We start from the raw sequence: 20,034 nt of genomic DNA, 5'->3' as shown, positions 1-20,034 counted from the left end.
GTACCGTTTCTAGCACTAATCGCTCAGCGCGTATGCGCTGGTGCTGCCGCGCAACGCGATACTACTATCGCGTTGATCCGACTAATCGCTTAGCGCGTATGCGCCGGCGCTGCCGGCAACAGCGCCAGATGGCGCGCGCGCTTGATAGCAACTGCCAACCGGCGTTGCATCTTGGCCGACACGCCGGTACGGCGCCGCGGCAGGATCTTGCCCTGCGCAGTCAGATACTTCTGCAGACGCTTGACATCTTTATAGTCGGGCACAATACCCAACTTGGTAAACTCACACTCGCGGCGGCGCGCTCGTGGCCGCCCAACCCCTCGCGAACGGCTCATTGATGATGTCTCTCCTTAAATAATCCAATACTGACCGGTCGAGTTTTCATAAACCGCCTTTTAGTATACCACAATCTGCGGGTATGTAGTGCAAGGAATGCGCTTATGCCAACGCTGGCCGGCGAGTATGCCAATCGGTGATGCGTTGATACGCATCGCCAACTCGCAGTAACGTGGTTTCGTCAAATGGCTTCCCGATCAATTGCAGACCTACTGGCAATCCGTCGCTAAAACCGCACGGTACAACCAGCGCCGGTACGCCGGCGAGGTTAATTGGCAAGGTGCAAACGTCGCTGAGATACATCGCTAGTGGATCGTTGATCTTTTGGCCAATGGGGAAGGCCACCGTAGGCGAGGTGGGTGTGGCCAAGAGATCTACCTCGGCAAACACCTGATCGAAATCGCGCTTGATCAAGGTGCGCACTTGTTGCGCACGCCGGTAGTAGGCATCGTAGTAGCCGGCTGAGAGCGCATAGGTGCCGAGCATGATCCGCCGGCGCACTTCGGGGCCAAACCCTTGCCCGCGCGTCTGCTCGATCTGCTCCCACATTGTTTCACCCTCGGCGCGGAAGCCGTAGCGCACGCCGTCGAATCGGGCCAAATTGGCACTAGCCTCGGCGGGGGCGATGATGTAGTATGTAGGCAAAGCATATTTAGTGTGCGGCAGCGACACCTCGACCAATGTCGCACCTTGTTCGCGCAGCGCCTCGATAGCTGCGCGGGTGGCGGCTTCTACTCCCGGTTCCATACCCTCCACGAAGTATTCGCGGGGAATCCCGATCCGCAGCCCGCGCAGATCGCCGGTCAACGCTGCTGTGTAATCAGGGATGGGCAGGGGAGCGCTCGTACCGTCACGCGGATCGTGGCCTGCAATCACGTTCATGATCATAGCCAGATCCGTCACTGTCCACGCCATTGGCCCGATCTGATCGAGCGATGAGCCGTAGGCGATCAGACCATACCGGCTGACCCGGCCATACGTCGGTTTGAGGCCGCTGATACCGCACAAGGCCGCCGGTTGCCGGATCGAGCCGCCGGTGTCGGTACCGAGCGTGGCCGGTACTTGGCCAGCGGCGACTGCCGCCGCGCTGCCGCCGCTACTGCCACCCGGCACCCGGCTGGTGTCCCACGGGTTGGTGGTGATCTGGTAAGCGCTGTTTTCAGTGCTGGAACCCATAGCAAACTCATCGCAGTTGAGTTTGCCGATCAGCACTGCGCCGCCGGCAAGCAGCCGCTCGATGACAGTGGCGTTGTAGGGTGGGCGAAAGCCGGCCAAGATGCGCGAACCGGCAGTTGTCGGCACGCCGTTGGTGCAGATGACATCTTTGATCCCGATTGGGATGCCGTCGAGCGGGCCGAGTGGCTGGCCTTTTCGCCGCCGTTCATCAGCAGCGCGTGCCGCGGCAAGGGCGGTGTCGGGGGTAAGATGCAGGAAGGCGCGAATCTGTGGTTCAGTAGCGTTGATCCGCGCGAGATAAGCTTCGGTGAGTTCTACCGCTGTGATCTCGCCGGCTGCCAATGCAGCTTGAGCGGTACTTACGGTAAGATGAGAGACTTCGGTCATATCGCCTCCAGCGGAGTTGTGGCGCATGGTCGCTTTATTGTACCAGACTTCAGTGCAGCGTTTGACGGTGAGGCAGCGCCTGATCGCGCTGTTGCTCTGCGTTGGATTCCTCATCGGTCTCATCCCACCGCAGATCGAGGCGGTCTATGATCCACCGCCTGAGCTGGCTAATTTGATGCTCTGCACCGATGCGCTGGCCGATCCGGCGATCAGCCTTGGGCCATCAGAATCGCCTTGGCGTGCGATACGCAGTCAGGTGAACTTTACCACCGAGGTCGCACAGGTCTTTTCGCCGCCGCAAGCGATCTTCCTGATCGAAGATGACGATGGCGATAGCGATGGCAGTGTTGATGTCGATGCTTTTGGCCAAACCTTCACCGTACCGGCGACTGCCGAGCAGATCATTGGTTCGCTGCGGTACCGGATACCACCCGGCGCATTGGGGCCGAACGATACGGTGACGCTATCGCTGAACTTGCCTAATGACCCGACTCCATCGGGTCGCATTTTCGCCGTCGATCTATCGCTGAGTGGAAGGGCTGACGGTATTTGGCGCAGCTTTACATGGGCTGCTACGGATATTGCGCCATTAGCTAAGGAGGGCGCGGCGCAATTGGTCATTACGTTGCGCGGTGTGAATGATGGCACGGCGATTAACATCTCCTTTGATAACATTGAAGCACAGGTGTGTGCGCGCACCGTCGCAACGCTCAGCGGGCGGGTGACGCAGCGCAATCGCACAGCATCTGCTCTGAACGATACGCATGTGTTACTGCTGCGTTACGATGGCAACAGGCGGCAGGTGGTCGCAACGGCTCAAGTCACGCCAGCGGAAGATGGCTTTCGTTATCAGTTCAGCGTGCCGCCGTTGCCTGCCGGTGCTGCCTATCAAGTTTGGTTTGCCAATCAGCCACTTGCTCCGGCCCGTGATGATCGCCGGCTGGGGGTGCTGGCTGGGCCGGTCATTACCACCCTTACTGCTGGGCAAGAAGTGTCCAATCTCGATCTTGAGCTGAGCACCGTGCGGTTGGTCGATCCACCACCCAATGCTACAGTGGTGTTGGCCGATGACTCTCCGGTGCGGTTGGAAATTGAGCCACGTGGGATCGAGGGTGAAACCTACCAGATTTGTCTGTATGATCCGGCGCTGCTCGTGTCCGAAACGGGCTTGCCTTCCCAGTTGTGCAGCCCGGTTTTGACTGCGACTGAGCCTTTTTTTGACCTTGTTCCAGCCAGTTTTGCTACATTCCGGCTTCGCTACGGCTATCCGTATCGTTGGTATGCCATCGTGCGTGATCCGCGCGGCACCGCCGCCCATCCAGCCTATGGCTATAGCTTTGCTGAGCATACGATTACCTTCTTGCCGGCGCCACGCACGTTACCTACCCAACCGGCCAACGATGAAGGCTGGCCGGCAGATGCAGCGCCGGCTAGTTGGACGGTGCTGATCTACGTGGCTGCGGATAATGCGCTTGGTGATCTAGCGCGGATGAGCGCGGTGGCGCAGCCAGCCTTTGAGCTGGCGCGGTTAAAGGCATTGGCGGCATCCTATCCGAATATCTCGATTGTGACCTTCTACGATGGATATGGCAACACTGGCGGGGAGATCTGTGCTCTGCGCGGAAGTGCTGTGGATTGCCGGCAGCAACTCGAACCCAACAGCGCTGACCCGGCGACGTTGCGCGAGTTTGTTGCGAAAGGTTTACAGAAGTTCCCGGCCAGTCGCACGATGCTGGTGCTGGTGGGGCCGGCTCATCCGGCGTTGGGGTTTGGGAGCGATGAGACGACGGCCAACCAACCGGCGATGAGCATCGCTGATGTGGGATCGGCGCTCACTGCTGCTACCAATGCGAGCGGTAAACGGATCAATCTTGTGCTGATGCAAGCGCCGTTGACGGCTAATCTTACCACAGCCTTGGCCTTGGCCCCTGCCGCCGATTATCTGGTCGCGCCACCCGGCCAGATCTGGCGCACGCCATGGTTGCGTCAGGTGTTGAACCGGCTGGCCGCGACCGATGGCAATGATCCGCGCGCGGTGGCGAGTGATGTGCCGGTGCTGTATGCGGCGGCGTCACGTGCCGATGGAGTATTGCGCGAGTATGCGCTGGCCGCGTTCGATCTTGCGCACGCCAGTGCGGTGCAAACGGCACGTGATGCGCTAGCTGCCGAGCTTGCGCGGGTGTTGAATGAACGTGGTACTGTCATCCAGCAAGCATTAGGTGAGGTGCGCGCGGCCAGTACTATCTACGACTCGTCGGGCAATGGCTTGGCCGATATGATGCGTGATACGATCGGCGACCGGTATTATGTGCCGGAAGATGCCTTCCTCGATCTCGGTGATTTCACAGCAGCTTTGGCCTCTGCTCCCGCTTTGCAAGCCAGCGCATTAGCCCCTGTGCTGACGGCAAATGCGGCGCTGACGGCTGTGCTTGGCGGTTCAACACCCTTCGTGATCAACGCCCGCCGGCAAGCATCTGGCGTCCCCGGTGTGTCTACGTTGCCTCCCGGCGGCGGTTTAGCTGAGTTCTTCCCCCACCACTCGCTGTTTGGATCCCAGCCGCTTTACGTTGAACGCTTGCTCTACCGCGGCCAAACCGATGCGTGGAGCCGTTTTCTGCGCCGTTATCTCACCGTTGATCGGCCTGTCGGGGTGGGAGGGGTGACGGCTGCGCCTGCTGGTGGCACAGGGTTGCCACTGATTGCCGGGTTCCCGATTGCCTACGATCGGTATCTGCCGATTGTGATCCGGTGATTGGTTGGGTACGATGCGGCCGGTCGTGGTCAACTGGTTGTTGTTGCTTGGGGGTGACCTGTTGTCATTGCAAGGGCGCTTCTGCTTGGGCGAGAGTGGACGCTGAGGGCTTGTTGCTGTGCTCGCAGGAGATTGCTGCACCGCGCGCGGACAGAGCGTTGCTCTACCCGCGCGCGGCGCGTGATGATTGCTACTCCTACTCTACCCCACCCGGGCCGGTTCCACGTCTGCACCTTCACCAGCGGTGAATTGCTGCCGGTACAGCTCGTAATACGCGCCGCGCTGGGCCAATAGCTCGTAATGGCTGCCGCGCTCGACAATCTGACCGTCTTTGACCATTAGCACCAGATCGGCGTTGCGGATGGTGCTGAGCCGGTGGGCAATCACGAAACTTGTGCGTCCGACCAGCATCTGGTCAAAGGCGCGCTGGATGATCCGCTCGGTACGAGTATCGACGCTGCTGGTCGCTTCGTCGAGGATTAAGATGCGTGGATTGGCCAGTGCGGCGCGGGCAATCGCGATCAATTGGCGTTGGCCTTGGCTGAGACCAGTACCCCGTTCGCCGAGCATCGTCTGGTAGCCGTCGGGCAACCGCTCGATGAATTCGTGCGCGCCAACCAGTTTGGCCACCGCGATGACCTCCTCGTCGCTGGCCTCGAGCCGGCCATAGCGGATGTTGTTCAGCACGGTATCGGCAAACAGGAAGGTGTCTTGCAGCACGATTCCGATCTGCGAACGCAGGCTAGCGGACGTCACCTCGCGCACGTCGTAGCCGTCAATCGTGACGCTGCCCGCGCTTACGTCGTAGAAACGCGGGATCAGGTTGACCAGCGTCGTCTTGCCGGCGCCGGTTGGCCCAACGATAGCAATCGTCTGGCCCGGCTCAGCCACGAAGCTCACGTCGCGCAATACCGGCTGGCCCGGTTTGTATTCGGCCCAGACGTGATCGAATACGACCCGGCCTTTAATCGGAGGCAGCGGGCGGGCGTTGTCTGCATCAACCAGATCGGGCTGTACGTCGAGCAGGCCAAAAATGCGCTCGCCGCCGGCAATCGCGTTCTGCACGTTTGTCCAAAGGGTAGCGATCTGTTGGATGGGCTGGTTAAAGCGTTGTACATATTGGATAAACGCAAAAATGGTGCCGAGCGAGATGATTGCCGTACCGAAGAGGGGGGTGTTGCGCAGTGCGCTGAGCGCACCCACCACAACCACAATTGCGATCGCGACATAGCCTAACGCTTCCAGCACCGGGTTAAGCGCGCTGGTGAAGCTGGCGGCGCGAATATTGGCATCACGGTTCGCGGCATTCGCTCGTTCGAATTGGGCAATACTCTCGGCTTCGCGGTTGAACGCCTGCACCTCGCGCGCGCCGGCGATGCTCTCTTGCAGACCGGCATTGACGTTCCCCATCTGCTGGCGGCTGGTACGAAACGCGCGCCGGGCTTGGGTTGAGAAGTAAAACGTCGCGAGGATCATAAACGGCACGACGCTCAGGCTGATCAGGGCGTAGGGTAGATTGCTCTGCACCATCGCATTGATCGTCAGCCCGATTTGCAAGAGGCCGTTGACAACGCTCAACAAGGCAAAGCTGAGTGTCTGCTGGATGGTGTCGGTATCGCTGGTGATGCGGCTCATAACGTTGCCGGCCTCGTTGCGAGAGAAATAGCCAAGCGAGAGCCGGTGGATATGAGCGAAGACATCTTCGCGAATCTGGCGCAAAGCGCGCTGGCCAGTCCAGTTCATACTAAAGAAGGCCAACCCTTGCAGGAAAGCGCCGCCGATGAAGAGTACCAATAACCAGCCGGTTAAGCCGGCTAACCCTCCCATCCGGTCGGTGATAGTCGCGGTGGGATTGACGTTCGTGTACCAGCAGGCATCGGCGCGCGGGAAGAGGTAACAGTCCACCGCTTGCCCGATCAGTTCAGGTGCTATCACCTGCAACTGGGCGCTAGCCGTGATAAAGATCAGCGTTAGCGCTACTGCAAACCAATAGGGCCGGAAATAGGGCCAGAAGCGAGCGATCGTCGCCAATACATTCTTTGGCTTTTGCACCTCGGTATTGAGCATGCGGCTAGGGCCGCCAAATCCTCCCATCATAGCGTGGATGCTCCTTCGCCAAGCTGGCCGTTTGGTGACGGCAAGGGGGCGTCTTCGATCAACTGGGAAGCGTAGATTTCGGCATAGATCGGGCTGTTTTCTAGCAGATCGGCGTGGGTGCCGCTGGCGACCAAACGCCCTTTATCGAGCACGAGGATCAGATCGGCATTGCGCACCGTACTGATCCGCTGGGCAATCACAAAGCTGGTGCGCCCGCGCATGAGCCGATCAAGGGCGCGCTGGATCAGTGCCTCAGTCGCGACATCCACATTGCTGGTGCTGTCGTCGAGGATGAGCAAGCGCGGATTGAGCAGCAGCGCGCGGGCAATAGCAATGCGTTGTTTCTGACCACCCGATAGTGTCGTGCCCCGCTCGCCAACCCGTGTCTGGTAGCCGTCGGGAAAACTCATGATAAAGTCGTGCGCCGCCGCCGCTTTCGCCGCCGCGATCACCTCTTCGTCGCTGGCGTCAGGGCGGCCAAAGGCGATATTTTCGCGAATCGTGCCGCTAAACAAGTTCGTCTCTTGCAACACAATCCCGATCTGGCTGCGCAGGCTGTCAATCGTCACCTCGCGCACATCGTAGCCGTCGATCAGTACTGCCCCCTCGCTCACATCGTAGAAGCGCGGGATCAGATTGATGATCGAAGTTTTGCCGCTGCCAGTGGCGCCGAGCAGAGCCACAGTTTGACCCGGTTCAACTACAAAGCTGACATCTTGCAACACCGGTGCGCTGCTGTTGAAGTAGCGGAAGGTGACATTGCGGAACTCGACCCGCCCTTGCAAGGGCGGTAAGACGATCGCATTCGGGCGTTCGACAATTTCGCTTTCGGTATCGAGCACCTCGAAAATGCGGGCCGCCGACGCGCCGGCTTGCGCCAGCAGCGCGATGATAAAACCGAGCTGGCCGAGCGGGAAGAAGACGTACACCAGATAGAGGCTAAACTTCTGGTACTGGCCCAACTCTAGCGTGCCATTGAGGATCTGCTGGCCGCCAAAGTAGAGGATCGCCGCTTGGCCGAGCTGGGCAATCAGAAACACCACCGGGAACAGAAAGGCGAAGATGCGGTTGACCTTGATCTGCTGTTCCATCAGCGCCGTTGCCGCTCGATCGAACCGTTGCTCTTCGTAAGGTTCGCGGGTAAACGCTTTGACCACCTTAATCCCGGCGACATTCTCTTGCAAAATCGTGTTGAGCCGGGCCAGTCGCGCCTGTACTTCCCCGAACAACGGTTGGCTCAGGCGGCCAAAGACGACAAAGACGGCCAGTGCAATCGGCAGGATCGGCAAGATCACTAGCGTCAGTTGCCAGTTCGTAAATGCGAGCACGATCAGCGCGCCGGTGAGGAGCAAAAACGATTGGGCGACCAACACCAACCCCTGCGCAACAAAGGTGCGCACCCGCTCGACATCGTCGGTAGCACGCACCATGAGCTGCCCAGTCTGGTTGCGGTCGTAGAAGCTGAACGACATGCGCTGGATCTTGCTAAAGATTGCGTTGCGCAGGTCGAAGGCCAACCCGTGCGATGTTTGTTCAGCCATAAACGATTGCAAAAACGAAAAGACGCCGCGCATCACGGCGAAGACTAAAATCAGCAAGGCCGCGTTAATCACCAAACCTTCAGCGTTGTTGGCATCGCGCTGCAATTGCTCGATGGTAAGGCCGAGTTGTGCGGCCGCGGCAGCCTGAAATGCCGCCGGCACTTCGGTGAGGATGCGGGTAGCGGTGATGCTGCGCGTGACCGCATCGATCATGTTCTGCACCAATTGCGGCACGGCCAGTTGTGCCAGCGTCGCGATCACCAACGCGCTGTAGGCGATCATCACGGTGCGGCGTTGCTTACCGAGATAGCGAATGGCGCGGATCAGCGCGCCGGGATTGGGCCGATTGGTCGGTAGTTGGGCGGCACGATTAGCTTGCATAGACGTTTCCTGCTGGCATGGTTGCTGAATCCTCTCACTTTCGGTGAAGGAGGCGAGTCGTTGGTCGGGTCAGGTGCGCATCGCGCGCTCTAGCAAATCGAGAAAGAGCTGCTGTTCGGCATGGCTTAAGCCGGCCAACAACCGCGCCATGTGCCCTAGCCGTTCCGTTTCAAGATCGCGATGGAGTTTGCACCCGGCCTCGCTCAGGGCCAGCAGCGTGATCCGGCTGTCGTCGGGATGCGGACGGCGTTCGACCAAGCCGTTCTGCACCAGCCGGCGGCTGAGGGCGGTCAACGACGGTGGCGTAATCCCGAGCGCCTCGGCTAATTCGCGCATCGACAGCTCGCGATCAGGCGCTAACAAACCGAGCAAGCGCATATGCGACATCGACAATCCCCACTCGCCGAGCTGCTGGAAGAGGGGACTACGCGGTTGATTGGCCCGCATGCAGTCGATCAATTGGATCAGGCGCTGGGCATTGGCGATGGTGATTTGATCCATAGGTCAAAACAATTAGTTAGACAAACTAAGGGTATGATACGGCGGAAATGATTGCTGTGTCAAATGAGAAATGGAGGAAAGGGCACAGCGCTGCTATACCTGTACAGGAGAGCGCGGGGCGGTTGGTAGAGCCGCACCGACGTGCGTCTCCACGATCATAACGTGACCGGTATCTATGATTCCCGCCGGCAATACCGGTCAAACCATTCCAACGTCCGCCGCATGTGGTCGGCGCGGTGGCGCGGTTCACCGCTGCGGGTCAGTTCATGGCCTTCGCGCGGGTAGCGCACCAGTTCCACCACCTTCTTTTGGCGGCGGAGGATGGCGAAGAGCTGTTCAGCCTCGCTGATCGGCACACGGTAGTCGAGCTCGCTGTGCAAGAGCAGCAGCGGTGTTTGAATCTTGTGAGCATGCGCCAATGGGGAATGATCCCACAATTCTTCATACAGCTCCCATGGGTAGCCACCGAACTCGATCTCGATCAGCTCGTGCGCATCACTGGTACTGTGCTGGGTCAGCAGATTGTAGACGCCGCGCGCAGCGACGGCACAGGCAAAGCGATCGTCGTGGCCGATTAGCCATGCCGTCATATAGCCGCCATACGAACCGCCAGTGACGGCGATGCGGTCGGGGTCGATAGAGCCGCGAACGACGAGGGTGTCAATCCCGGCCAAAATATCAGGTGCGTCAGCTTCACCCCAATTGCCGCGGATGGCATCTCGCCAGAGTTCGCCGTAACCCTCGCTGCCGCGCGGGTTGCAGAAGAAGACCACATACCCCCGCGCCGCCGCTGTTTGCCATTCGTGCCACATCGAACGAAAGCCCGGCCCCCACATCACATGCGGCCCGCCGTGGATATAGACCGCCAATGGATAGCGGTGGGTCGGATCGAAATCGGGCGGGTGCAGCACCCAGCCTTGCACTTCGCTGCCGTCAGGCGCAAGGTAGAGCAATTCCTCGATCGGCATGATGATCCGTTGGCTGAGGAGCCGGTCGTTGATTGCCGTCAACCGGCGCTCGTGACCATCGGCGCTGCGGAAGTAGAGATCGCACGGATTGGCAGGGCTGCCGGCGACAAATGCGATACTGCCATCACGCCCCACATCAAATTCGCTGACGATGCGCGGCCCGCCTACCAGCGTCATCCCATTGCGGTAGGTCGGCGTGCCCGGTAACCCGATCTGGTAGACGTGGGCATCGCCGCGCCAACCGGCGCTAAACAACACGCCTTGCCCGTCAGGTTGCCAGTGGAATTGCGCTATATTCAGGTCAGTATGCGCGGTGAGATCGTGCGGTTCGCCTCCCTCAGCGGGAACGATCGCTACCCGCCGGCCTTCACCGAGCAGTCGTGCCTCATTCAGGCGCAAAAAGGCAATTTGGCTGCCATCGGGCGAGGGTTGTGGGTCAAAGTACGAAAAGCCGGGGCTGGTCAGTGCCTGCGGCAACGATCCATCAAGCGGAATGCGCATCACATCATAATAGGCAAAGAGCGAGTCGGCTTCAGGGTCGCGAGTCGCAGTGCTAAGGAGCGCATCGCCAGCGGGCATCCAGACCGGTGCGCTGTAGTGGAGATCGCCGGACGTCAGGCGGCGCGGAGTAGCCGGTGTGTCTTCGTCGCCGATCTCAATCACATAAATATGCCGCCGGCGATCATCGAAATAAGTCGTGCCGCTGCGGTACGGCAACTTCGTCACCACCCGTGGATCATTGCGCAGCTCCTCGTCGTGCTGGCGCTGCTCACGCGCGCGACGGGCCTCCCACGCATCAGTCGGCGGCGGCGGCAGTTCACCGCTATCTTCTCGTGCTTGCTCTTCGGCGTTCACTGATGAAAGGAACGCGATCCATCGTCCGTCCGGGCTCCACGCTGGATCGCTGGCGCCGTTGGGCATACTGGTGACTTGGCGGGCCTCGCCGCCATCAACCGGTATAACGTAAATCTGGCCCCGCTCATCGTCGCGGTCTGAGACGAATGCCAACCACTTACTATCGGGACTCCAGCGCGGCTGGCGATCCTGCTTGCCGCGCGTAAACCGGCGCAGCGGCCCGCCAGCGGTTGGAACCACCACGATCTGGCGGCGATAGCCATTGTTTACCCGATCGACAGTAACCCATATAGCTGCTGCCATACGTCCATCAGGGCTAAGGCGCGGGTCTTCCAGCCATCCCAGCTCGTAGAGGTCGTCGATCGTAAAGCGACTAGGGGTTGGGGTTGTCATGAGCGGTCCTGCAATTATGAAACCGGTGTCAATTGCTTGCTATTGTAACACACTTCTCTAATCATGTCACTTTGATATTTTTGTCAGAAATTATCAAATGACCATAACATAAACCTTGACATTTTAGCGACATCCAACTATAATCTTACAATAGCGAGTGTAATTAAAGAGGTTTTCACAATTTCTTGTGTAATCATAGGATGAGAACTGCTGATAACGAAAGGATTGCCTCCGGTGAGCACGTCCGATCAAAAGACGCCGCTTTCGGTGCTCTTATTCCATGCCGCGATGCAACGGCGAACATCGCTGGTCGATTTTGCTAGGATGTTGGGTCTCAGTGTGGCTACTTTACGCTCATACCTGTTTGAAGCAGGCGCACGTTCACGGATGCGTAGCAAAACCGTTGAGCAAATGGCGGAAGTCTTGAATATGCCCGCTAGTGAAGTCCGTGAACGTTCTGAATTATTGCCTTACGCCGGGCAAACCTTCGGTGCGTGGTTGAAAGAGCAGATACAAGGCCGGTTCACGCGCGCGAGCCTCTGTACCGCTACCAAGATCAGCGACAGTGCGATGAAAAACTATATCAACGGCCAAACCACGCCCGACCCCGATAACGCGATGAAACTCGCCGAAGTGTTGGGCGCTGATTCGCTGGAAGTGGCTCGACTTATCATTGCGACTGAATTGAGCCAGCGTGGCGTTGTGTTGCCGCCGGCGCCGAGCCATGAGCCGGTGAGCGCTGCCTCTTCGGCAGCAGTTAACTCTGCGCCGGCTTCTGCGCCGGCCAATGCGGTGGCCACGCCGGTGGTTGATACGATGACCGACGAGGCAGTGATTAATGCGTACACCGAGCAGCGCCTGCTCAATCTGTGGCGGCGCTTGCATCCTCAAGGTCGTCGCGCGACGTTAACCTATATCGCGTCGTTGCTGGCTGAAGGGATCTAGGGGGATGGGTGTAAGGTCAGGTGTTAGGGTGGGTTTCAAACCAGCCCTAATAGCCTGATCACACTTTGTTTCTATTTCTATGTCCCCGCTTCGCATCGGTTTTGATGCTCGCTATGCCAGCGACCACTTCCCCGGCATTGGCCGTTATATCACCGCGCTCTTGCCAGCTTTAAGCGAACATTGTGCGCCTCATCGGTTGTTGGTGTTGGTCAATGCCGGGCAAGCATTACCGCCGCTATCCAATGCTGTCACCGAATACATCACCGTGCGGAGCGGCCCTTTTGCGCTGGGTCAGCAGCTTGAGATACCGTTGTTGGCGCGCCGGTTGCGTCTCGATCTCTTGCATTCGCCCTACATTGTCAAACCGTATCTGCTGCCCTGCCCCTCGGTGGTAACTATCTATGATGTCTTGCCGTTGCGCTACCCGCACACGCTGAGCTCACGTGGGCGGCGTTTCTACCGCTGGTCATTGCGGCTCGCTGCCCAGAGTGCGCGCAAGCTGATTACCATCTCGACGGTTTCGCGTGATGATTTGGCCTTTCATCTCCGCATTCCGCGCGACCAGATCGCAGTGACGCCACTGGCCGCAGCGCCGGTTTTTGCTCCGCAGCCGGTTGATGAGATTACCGAGGTGCGGATGCGCTACGCTTTGCCGCGTCACTATGTGTTGTACGTCGGCTCGAACAAGCCGCACAAGAATATTGATCGCCTTGTGCGCGCATGGGAACGGGTCCTGCCTGAGTTGCCGGCGGCATTTGCCGATGCAGTGCTGGTGATTGCCGGCAAATTTGACCGGCGCTATCCGCTGCCAATGGCGATTGCCGCTGAACGCGGCTTAAGCGACCGGGTCACAGGGTTGGCGAATGTTGCCGAAGCCGATCTGCCAGCACTCTACAGCGGGGCCTTGTTGTTTGTGTTTCCCTCGTCGTATGAAGGCTTTGGCTTGCCGCCGCTTGAAGCTATGGCGTGCGGCGTCCCGGTAGTTTGCGCTTACGCCGGCAGCTTACCAGAGGTGGTTGATGAAGCTGCACTAACGGTTGATCCGCACAGTATGCACGAGATCGCCGAGGGTATTTTGCGCGTACTCCGCTCGCGCGATCTGCGTGAATTGCTGCGCCAGCGCGGGTTGCGCCGGGCGGCGCTATTCTCATGGCGCGCGACGGCGCAAGCAACGCTGGCAGTGTACGAGCAGGCAGCAGCCAGTGCGCGGTAATCTATTGTCAGTTCCTACGGTTCGGGCACGCTTAGCAGCAAGGCATTCACCCACCCCTCTGTGCCGGCGCTCACCCGTTCGAGAACGCAGTTGCCTACGGTTTCTACCACGCGCAACCGGTACCAACGGTTGGCGCCGTTGGTCACCTGCTCTTCTAGCAACACCACCCGATCTCCCACACACACTTGCCCTATCACCGTTTCAGCGGCAACGCGCGGTTCACGCCGGATATTGCCGCCGTTAATGACGCGCGCGCGACCAATGATCGACTCTGGCGTCGGTGTAGGTGTTGCGGTTGCCGTTGGCGCTGGCGTTGCTGTAACCGCTGGGATGGCGCTCTGTGTGGCTGCTTGCTGAGCGGTTGCCCGCGCCTCACGAGTTTGCAGCGCGATTTGGGTTTGGCGGGCAATGGCTCGGTTCGTTTCCAGTTGGTCGCTGATAAAGGGCGTGATCCCGATCAGACCAACGATGATCATCCCAATCACAAGCGCTGCAATGAGAGCGCTGAGCGGGCCACGCCGGCGTTGGCGGCGTTCAAACAGCCGATTCCAGTCGCGCGGATCGGTTTTCGGTGGCACGGTTCTCCCTCTCTACAACCAGCGGCATAGCACCGGCTGGCGTTCACCGGTAGGCGTAAAGCCAAACCAGCGATACAGCCGCTGGGCATGGTGGTTGTACGCTTGTGTGTTGAGAGTGAGCAACCCGGCGCCGGTTTCAGCCGCGTAGGCGACGAATTCGGCCAGTAATCGTACACCGATGCCGCGTCCGCGCACATTAGGATCGACCGCGATCCGCACCAAGTGTACCAATCGGCCGCCAAAATGGCTGGTGGCATAACTGTATCCCGCGATCTGGCCGTTGAGTTCAGCTACCACGAAAAACGACCCATCGGCGATGGCCGGCGCGAGAATGCTTTCGTCTTTGACCCATTGCGGTTCAAAGCAACGCACGTCGAGTTGCAGCACTTCGGCTAGATCAACGGCTTGGACAGGGCGAACTTGCACATCGCTATTGCCATGGGCGGGAATTTCCCAGTCGCGTTTTTCATAGACGACGACATCCGTTTGATGGTAGTAACCGGCTTGCTCTAGCAGCGGGCACAGCCACTGATCCGACTGATCATCGCCGGCATAATAGAGGGAGGTAATTGCCTGTTTGCGAGCGAGCTGTTCGAGTGCAGGCGCGACTCGCGCTAATGCTTCGCGAGGTTGGAGCCGTTCGCTCACTGCGAATGCACGCAGCCAGGCAATATGATGAATAGGTCGGCCAAGCATTGCCGCCGCCAACACCTCGCGTTCAAGCTGCATGACAACTGCTCGCCCTTCTTCCACCGCGTTGTAAAGTTCGCTGCCGGCGGCGGCGGAAAAGCGGCGGCTGGCGGCGTTGAAGAGATGGCTGACCGCTGTGACGTCGGCCGGCTGGCTTGGCCGGACAATCGCTGCGCTGAGATCAACTGGTTTGCGAAACGGCCACATACTTGTGCTACCATACACATAGAGGTCTGAAATTGTATTGTACCAGAGAAGCGTAATGATCAACCGGGTGCGCCAGTATTTTTCCACGCAGTGGCAACGATTCTTTGGCCTGAACATTACCCCGATTACGCCGATGCTGTTTGTCGGCGGACAATTTCATCCGCAGCAGTGGCCGGCAATTTACGCGCTAGGGGTACGCGCAGTCCTTTCGTTGCAAGCCGAACGGGCTGACGTGTTTAGAGGGCCGTTGCCCACGCGCAGTTTGCGCCTCTTAGTGCCGGATTTTCATCCGCCAACCATTGAGCAACTCGATGAAGGGGTGCATTTTATAGCCCATGCCATTGGCGATGGTCTGCCGGTCTTCGTCCATTGCCATGCAGGCGTAGGCCGGGCGCCGCTGATGGCGGCAGCCTATCTGATGGCGCGCCATGGGCTAGAGCATCGCGCAGCGCTGGCAACATTGCGCATCGCGCGCCCCATTATTCGCCCTAATCGCCGGCAACTAGGGCGCTTGCGCGAGTATGAGCGGCTCTTACGCCAGCGCCACCACAGTAGTCGCGCTACGCCGCCTGCCGGCGATTGAGACCGCTGGCAGCTAGCTCCAAGCATCCCGATACGGTAAAGAGATCAACGAGCGCCAACAACGGCAGGCGTGGCCGGGCGCAAAGGTAGACGGGGCGCCAGTGAGGCGCAAACTTAGCTTTAAATCGGTACAGGCCATCAGCATCATACACGGCGGCCATTTGCCTGCCGGCGAGTGTAATGAGCCATTCGAGCGGGCGCAAATTGGTCTCAAGATGGCGGAAGGGCGCTTCATTGAGACTGAGAGTCTGGCAGCCTTCGCTGCGAAGTTGATGGCCGGCTGTGGCAAAGATTGCTTCCATGACCCCCGATGGCGCGTGTGGCCGGCGTAGCATCAATTCGGTGACCGCGGCAGTGGGAGAGGGCTGGGTAAGCAATACCGCGCCTTGCCAGTGCCCATCGTGGTCGATGAAGACAAACAGGCGCGTTTCCGGTTCAAACGTTGTGCGAAAGAGATAGCGAAGCTGCGGACGCTGGCCGTGACGCGCTTCGCGGGCCAGCCAGCGCAACCGGGCAACAGCGGTTGGGCTCCACGGGATTTCATGGACGCTGCCAAAGCGGGCGGCGGCGCGCGCCATTTTGCGCACAGAGCGCCGCTGCAAGCTCTCGCCAGCGAGATCGATCACGCCTTCTATGCCAACCCGCACTGTTTCCCAGCCGGCGCGGGCCAACCGTTGCGCTAACCCTGCCGGGCAGCCGCGCAACAGTAGGCGGGCATGCTGGCCGTGCTCATGGTGAAGGGTGCTGAAATGGCCGTTCGCCGGCACAGTGGCGTAAGCCAGCCACGTAAAGCCAGACAACGGCAACCGCACCCGTTGGACGCGCGGTGTAGCAAGGGCGGCGCGCGTCCAGCTTAGTGGCAGCTCATCGCTTTCAGACAGCAGGCTCAACGGCATAGTGGCTCGTAACCGGCGCTAGAATGATCGAATTGCTCTCGTATGTAGTTTGCGCTTGGTTGCAAATTGCGTCAAGCATTTGCTTGCAAGGCAGCTTCGATCCGCGCCACGACCATATCAATTGCGATCGGATTGCGTCCGCCACCGGGGAAAATCACATCGGCGTACCGCTTCGTCGGTTCGACAAACTCGAGATGCATTGGGCGTACCGTCGCCAGATATTGCTCAATCACCGAATCAACCGAACGTCCGCGCTCGGCAATATCCCGGCGCAGCCGGCGGATGAAGCGAAGGTCGGAGTCAGTATCGACAAACAGTTTGATATGCATCCGGCGGCGCAACACCGGTTCGTAAAAGATTAAGATGCCTTCGACCAAGATAACTGGACGCGGTTCGATCCGCTCGGTTTGCGGCAGGCGTACATAGGTGGCATAGTCATAGGTCGGCAGATCGATCGCTTGTCCAGTGCACAGGGCATCGAGATGGGCAACTAACAGATCATTGTCGAGCGCATTAGGATGATCAAAATTGAATTTAGCCCGTTCGGCGAGTGGCAGATGGCTAAGGTCTTTGTAGTAACGATCGTGATCGATGTGAGCAATGCGGTCGGCGCCGACTCGTTGCAAAATCGCCTGTGCAACACTCGTTTTGCCGCTGGCGCTGCCGCCGGCGACGCCGATAATGATGGGGTTGGTATTTATCATACAAACATCAAAAAAAGAGCATCATAGGGGCAGAGCAAGGCTCTCCCCCTACAATGCCTCTACGCCGTCTGCGACTCCGGTTTTGATGGCTCGCCTAAAATCTTGTTCGTCAAATAGGTCGCTAACCACGCGGCTACCAAACTCAACACAAGGCTGATCAAGCCATGCACCAACTTTCGGCGCAGTTCTTCCTCTGTCATGCGTTAATCCCTCCGTCGCATCAAAATCGTCACGAAGTAAAGCAACTGCGCGATCGCTTGCGCTGCCGCCGCCACATAGGTCAGCGCTGCCGCGTTGAGCACGGCATTCACCCCTGCCGCCTCTTGCACCGTCACCAACCCGGCGCGCTGGAGCATTTCGCGCGCGCGTGCGCTGGCGTTGAATTCAACCGGCAGCGTCACCAGTGTAAAGGCAACCGCTGCACTAAATAAGATCACGCCAACGACCGCTAGTTGGAAACCGAACTGGCTGCCGCCGCCGGCGCCGAGCAACATACCGATAAAGAACAGCCATGTGCCGAGTTGCGAGCCGATGTTGGCGAACCCAACGATGCCCGATCGCACGCGCAACCACGCATAGCCTTCTTTGTCTTGCGCGGCGTGACCCAACTCGTGGGCAACGATCGCCATAGCGGCTACCGACGGTTGCACCGATCCTTCCGAGAGGCGAATGACCTTGCTCGCAGGATCGTAGTGGTCGGTCAACATGCCGGGAATGGTTTCAACGCCGACATGATCAAGGCCTTCATTCCGCATCAAGATACGCGCAACATCAAAGCCATTCAGCCGCCGCATGTTGGCGACCTGCGACCATTTATTAAAGGCCGACTGGACCTGAAATTGGGCCCAGAGGGCGAAGAGCATCGCTGGCACCGCAAAGAGCAGATAGGTTGGATCGAAGAAGAATGGCATAGGCACCTCCTTTGAACGTTGAGATGCGGTACTTGTCCGCTGCTGTGCTCAGTATACCACTCTCTTGCATGAGGCGGGTGTTGGTGAAATGTTTGAGTTTTGCAAAAATGATGAGGCTGGCAGTCAGGGTCGCGCGTTCACATCATAAGGGTTGCTCGCCGGTCAGTGTGTTGCGAGCCTGTCCCAGCCACGCTTGGGCGCGTTCGGCCAACCATGCGCGGAGCGCCGGCCCGCTACGGGGCATCAATAGGGCCGCTGCAGCGCCGCCGCCGATCAGTCCCAGCAGCAAGCCGGTTATGAAGCGTCGGCCACTGGTGCGGTGCGGTATCAGGCTGTCAATCATGGCATCGAGGTCATCCATAGAAACTCTACTCTTTACGGTGATGCTTACTCCTGTATCCAATCATACTATATAGAGTGCGGCAGTCAAACTGCCGCACTCCCAAGCGATCGCTCTTATCAAGCTAGAACGATATGCCACTGAGTCATGGCGCATCGTAGGCTGTCGTTTACCGGCCACACCTGTGTGCGGCCTGATGGCGCTACGGATAGATCCCGCGCGTGGTCACCGCGTCACCCACCCGCTGGATCGCCAGCATGTAGGCGGCGGTACGCAAATCAACTTGCCGCTCTGCCGAGACGCGCAACACCTGCTGCAAGGCGTTGGTCATGACCCGGCGCAACTGGGCATTGACCTCGCGTTCGCTCCAGAAGAACTCTTGCAATCCTTGCACCCACTCGAAGTAGCTAACCGTGACACCACCGGCGTTGGCCAGAATGTCGGGTATCACGAGGCAGCCGCGGTCGTACAAAATGGCATCGGCGGCTTTAGTGGTCGGGCCATTCGCCGCTTCGGCGATGATCTGCGCTTTGATACGGCTGGCGTTTTGGGTCGTAATCACACCGCTCAACGCCGCTGGTACCAGCACATCACACTCAATTTCAAGCAACTCCTCGTTGGTCAACGAGTCGGCGTTCGCTGCGCCGGCCACGCTGCCGGTGAGCGCTTTGTGTGCCAGCACTGCTTCGACGTCGAGGCCGTGCGGATTGTAGACTCCGCCACGGCTATCGCTCAAGGCGACGACTTTCATACCTAACGCGACGGCTTCCCGCGCCACGGTTGAGCCAACGTTGCCACACCCCTGAATAGCGAGCCGGATCTCTGGAATCGTCAAGCCAAGATGCTGTGATGCGGTCGTGAGTACATACGTCAACCCACGTCCGGTCGCCTCAAGTCGGCCTTCCGAGCCGCCAATGTTGATCGGCTTGCCGGTGACGACTGCTGGCACAGTATGGCCCTGATGCATCGAAATGGTGTCCATAATCCACGCCATCACCTGTGGATTGGTGCCAATGTCAGGCGCGGGAATGTCGCGCTCAGGGCCGATGACGACGCTGATTTCGGTGGCGAAACGGCGGGTTAGCCGCTCGATCTCGCCAAGCGAGAGCTGTTTGGGATCGACAATTACCGCGCCTTTGGCGCCGCCGTAGGGTAGGCCGGCTAATGCGCACTTCCACGTCATTAACATCGCCAATGCGCGCGTCTCGTCAAGCGTGACTGCCGGATGGTACCGGATGCCGCCCTTCGTTGGGCCGCGGGCCAGATTGTGTTGGACGCGGAACCCTTGGAATACTTCGATACGGCCATCATCGCGTTTGACGGGAAAGTTGACGGTCAGTTCGCGCTGAGGGGCGCGCAAGATACCACGGAGGCGGGCCGGCAGATCGAGCAGATCGGCGGCTTCGTCAAATTGTTGCTGGACGGTGCTCAGCAGATCGGCGCCCTCAGAGGGCGCAGCAGTATGTGCTACGTCAGTCATCACCATGATGTTGACCCCTCTCCGATGAGTAAGGGCGGCCAGCACTGGCCGGTCGCGACAGCGGCGGCGCGACAATGCCTATTGTACCACGATGCGATGGT

Annotated in this window: 18 protein-coding genes; 4 read left to right on the top strand and 14 right to left on the bottom strand. The window is 59.1% G+C overall.

All coding sequences use genetic code 11. The features are described from left to right. Window positions 1-89: 89 nt before the first annotated feature. Window positions 90-335: a 30S ribosomal protein S18 gene (gene rpsR, locus Q1A00_RS01980; RefSeq protein WP_066787774.1), complete on the bottom strand. Its 246-nt coding sequence runs from the start codon at window positions 333-335 to the stop codon at window positions 90-92. Between the two features lie 103 nt (window positions 336-438). Beyond that, a complete protein-coding gene (gene gatA / locus Q1A00_RS01975) occupies window positions 439-1,899 on the bottom strand; it encodes an Asp-tRNA(Asn)/Glu-tRNA(Gln) amidotransferase subunit GatA (RefSeq protein WP_298404111.1) in 1,461 nt (486 codons plus the stop codon). A 25-nt stretch (window positions 1,900-1,924) separates the two neighbouring features. On the opposite strand from gatA, the gene Q1A00_RS01970 reads away from it, so the two are divergent. Next, on the top strand, window positions 1,925-4,651 hold the full coding sequence (locus tag Q1A00_RS01970; RefSeq protein WP_298404114.1) for a clostripain-related cysteine peptidase: 2,727 nt from the start codon (window positions 1,925-1,927) through the stop codon (window positions 4,649-4,651). 201 nt (window positions 4,652-4,852) lie between these two features. Here Q1A00_RS01970 and Q1A00_RS01965 read toward each other — a convergent pair whose 3' ends face one another. The 4 genes from Q1A00_RS01965 to Q1A00_RS01950 all read right to left on the bottom strand — a co-directional run bounded on the left by Q1A00_RS01965 (window position 4,853) and on the right by Q1A00_RS01950 (window position 11,387). Then, entirely contained in the window at window positions 4,853-6,748 is a 1,896-nt protein-coding gene (locus Q1A00_RS01965; protein ID WP_298404116.1) for an ABC transporter ATP-binding protein, read from the bottom strand. Next, window positions 6,745-8,670 carry an ABC transporter ATP-binding protein gene (locus tag Q1A00_RS01960; protein ID WP_298404119.1) on the bottom strand — a complete coding sequence of 642 codons (1,926 nt, stop codon included), beginning with the start codon at window positions 8,668-8,670 and terminating at the stop codon, window positions 6,745-6,747. Before Q1A00_RS01960 ends, Q1A00_RS01965 begins: the two co-directional genes overlap by 4 nt. A gap of 69 nt (window positions 8,671-8,739) precedes the next feature. Continuing rightward, window positions 8,740-9,171, bottom strand: coding sequence for a MarR family winged helix-turn-helix transcriptional regulator (locus Q1A00_RS01955; RefSeq protein WP_298404122.1), 432 nt, complete (start codon window positions 9,169-9,171; stop codon window positions 8,740-8,742). Between the two features lie 173 nt (window positions 9,172-9,344). Then, entirely contained in the window at window positions 9,345-11,387 is a 2,043-nt protein-coding gene (locus Q1A00_RS01950) for a S9 family peptidase (RefSeq protein WP_298482512.1), read from the bottom strand. 234 nt (window positions 11,388-11,621) lie between these two features. Here Q1A00_RS01950 and Q1A00_RS01945 point away from each other — a divergent pair, with 234 nt between their 5' ends. Both Q1A00_RS01945 and Q1A00_RS01940 read left to right on the top strand, forming a co-directional pair. Beyond that, entirely contained in the window at window positions 11,622-12,332 is a 711-nt protein-coding gene (locus Q1A00_RS01945; RefSeq protein ID WP_298404128.1) for a helix-turn-helix transcriptional regulator, read from the top strand. A gap of 79 nt (window positions 12,333-12,411) precedes the next feature. Further along, window positions 12,412-13,545 (top strand): glycosyltransferase family 1 protein, encoded by a 1,134-nt coding sequence (locus Q1A00_RS01940; RefSeq protein ID WP_298404131.1) that lies wholly within the window; start codon window positions 12,412-12,414, stop codon window positions 13,543-13,545. Between the two features lie 14 nt (window positions 13,546-13,559). On the opposite strand, the gene Q1A00_RS01935 is transcribed toward Q1A00_RS01940, so the two are convergent. Continuing rightward, window positions 13,560-14,123, bottom strand: coding sequence for an SH3 domain-containing protein (locus tag Q1A00_RS01935; protein ID WP_298404133.1), 564 nt, complete (start codon window positions 14,121-14,123; stop codon window positions 13,560-13,562). A gap of 12 nt (window positions 14,124-14,135) precedes the next feature. Continuing rightward, window positions 14,136-15,020 (bottom strand): GNAT family N-acetyltransferase, encoded by an 885-nt coding sequence (locus Q1A00_RS01930; RefSeq protein ID WP_298404135.1) that lies wholly within the window; start codon window positions 15,018-15,020, stop codon window positions 14,136-14,138. A gap of 55 nt (window positions 15,021-15,075) precedes the next feature. Between Q1A00_RS01930 and Q1A00_RS01925 the strand changes: the two genes are divergently transcribed. After that, window positions 15,076-15,603: a dual specificity protein phosphatase gene (locus tag Q1A00_RS01925; protein ID WP_298404137.1), complete on the top strand. Its 528-nt coding sequence runs from the start codon at window positions 15,076-15,078 to the stop codon at window positions 15,601-15,603. Here Q1A00_RS01925 and Q1A00_RS01920 read toward each other — a convergent pair. From Q1A00_RS01920 to Q1A00_RS01895, 6 genes are all read right to left on the bottom strand, one after another. Then, complete coding sequence (locus Q1A00_RS01920; protein ID WP_298404140.1) at window positions 15,581-16,498, bottom strand: DUF2156 domain-containing protein; 918 nt, start codon at window positions 16,496-16,498, stop codon at window positions 15,581-15,583. The genes Q1A00_RS01925 and Q1A00_RS01920 overlap by 23 nt on opposite strands. A 71-nt stretch (window positions 16,499-16,569) precedes the next feature. Further along, on the bottom strand, window positions 16,570-17,199 hold the full coding sequence (gene udk / locus Q1A00_RS01915) for a uridine kinase (RefSeq protein WP_298404254.1): 630 nt from the start codon (window positions 17,197-17,199) through the stop codon (window positions 16,570-16,572). Between the two features lie 62 nt (window positions 17,200-17,261). Next, window positions 17,262-17,402: a hypothetical protein gene (locus tag Q1A00_RS01910; RefSeq protein WP_298404143.1), complete on the bottom strand. Its 141-nt coding sequence runs from the start codon at window positions 17,400-17,402 to the stop codon at window positions 17,262-17,264. 3 nt (window positions 17,403-17,405) lie between these two features. Then, window positions 17,406-18,113, bottom strand: coding sequence for a zinc metallopeptidase (locus tag Q1A00_RS01905; RefSeq protein ID WP_298404146.1), 708 nt, complete (start codon window positions 18,111-18,113; stop codon window positions 17,406-17,408). Window positions 18,114-18,255: 142 nt separating this feature from the next. After that, window positions 18,256-18,474 (bottom strand): YtxH domain-containing protein, encoded by a 219-nt coding sequence (locus tag Q1A00_RS01900; protein WP_298404149.1) that lies wholly within the window; start codon window positions 18,472-18,474, stop codon window positions 18,256-18,258. 181 nt (window positions 18,475-18,655) lie between these two features. Then, window positions 18,656-19,939, bottom strand: coding sequence for a Glu/Leu/Phe/Val dehydrogenase (locus Q1A00_RS01895; protein WP_298404152.1), 1,284 nt, complete (start codon window positions 19,937-19,939; stop codon window positions 18,656-18,658). Window positions 19,940-20,034 lie beyond the last annotated feature (95 nt).

Source organism: uncultured Chloroflexus sp. (genome assembly GCF_938091255.1).
Classification (GTDB): Bacteria; Chloroflexota; Chloroflexia; order Chloroflexales; family Chloroflexaceae; genus Chloroflexus.
The sequence above is the reverse complement of the archived record's forward strand: the minus strand, read 5'-3'. Positions and strand labels throughout refer to the sequence as shown.

Excerpts from the sequence above, each read along its gene's own strand:
- Q1A00_RS01925 (WP_298404137.1), top strand. The coding sequence starts at position 15,076 with ATGATCAACCGGGTGCGCCAGTATTTTTCCACGCAGTGGCAACGATTC.
- Q1A00_RS01910 (WP_298404143.1), bottom strand. The coding sequence starts at position 17,402 with ATGACAGAGGAAGAACTGCGCCGAAAGTTGGTGCATGGCTTGATCAGC.
- Q1A00_RS01920 (WP_298404140.1), bottom strand. The coding sequence starts at position 16,498 with ATGCCGTTGAGCCTGCTGTCTGAAAGCGATGAGCTGCCACTAAGCTGG.
- Q1A00_RS01940 (WP_298404131.1), top strand. The coding sequence starts at position 12,412 with ATGTCCCCGCTTCGCATCGGTTTTGATGCTCGCTATGCCAGCGACCAC.
- Q1A00_RS01895 (WP_298404152.1), bottom strand. The coding sequence starts at position 19,939 with ATGGTGATGACTGACGTAGCACATACTGCTGCGCCCTCTGAGGGCGCC.
- Q1A00_RS01950 (WP_298482512.1), bottom strand. The coding sequence starts at position 11,387 with ATGACAACCCCAACCCCTAGTCGCTTTACGATCGACGACCTCTACGAG.
- Q1A00_RS01930 (WP_298404135.1), bottom strand. The coding sequence starts at position 15,020 with ATGTGGCCGTTTCGCAAACCAGTTGATCTCAGCGCAGCGATTGTCCGG.
- Q1A00_RS01900 (WP_298404149.1), bottom strand. The coding sequence starts at position 18,474 with ATGGATGACCTCGATGCCATGATTGACAGCCTGATACCGCACCGCACC.
- Q1A00_RS01965 (WP_298404116.1), bottom strand. The coding sequence starts at position 6,748 with ATGATGGGAGGATTTGGCGGCCCTAGCCGCATGCTCAATACCGAGGTG.
- Q1A00_RS01970 (WP_298404114.1), top strand. The coding sequence starts at position 1,925 with ATGGTCGCTTTATTGTACCAGACTTCAGTGCAGCGTTTGACGGTGAGG.
- gatA (WP_298404111.1), bottom strand. The coding sequence starts at position 1,899 with ATGACCGAAGTCTCTCATCTTACCGTAAGTACCGCTCAAGCTGCATTG.
- Q1A00_RS01905 (WP_298404146.1), bottom strand. The coding sequence starts at position 18,113 with ATGCCATTCTTCTTCGATCCAACCTATCTGCTCTTTGCGGTGCCAGCG.
- Q1A00_RS01960 (WP_298404119.1), bottom strand. The coding sequence starts at position 8,670 with ATGCAAGCTAATCGTGCCGCCCAACTACCGACCAATCGGCCCAATCCC.
- rpsR (WP_066787774.1), bottom strand. The coding sequence starts at position 335 with ATGAGCCGTTCGCGAGGGGTTGGGCGGCCACGAGCGCGCCGCCGCGAG.
- Q1A00_RS01955 (WP_298404122.1), bottom strand. The coding sequence starts at position 9,171 with ATGGATCAAATCACCATCGCCAATGCCCAGCGCCTGATCCAATTGATC.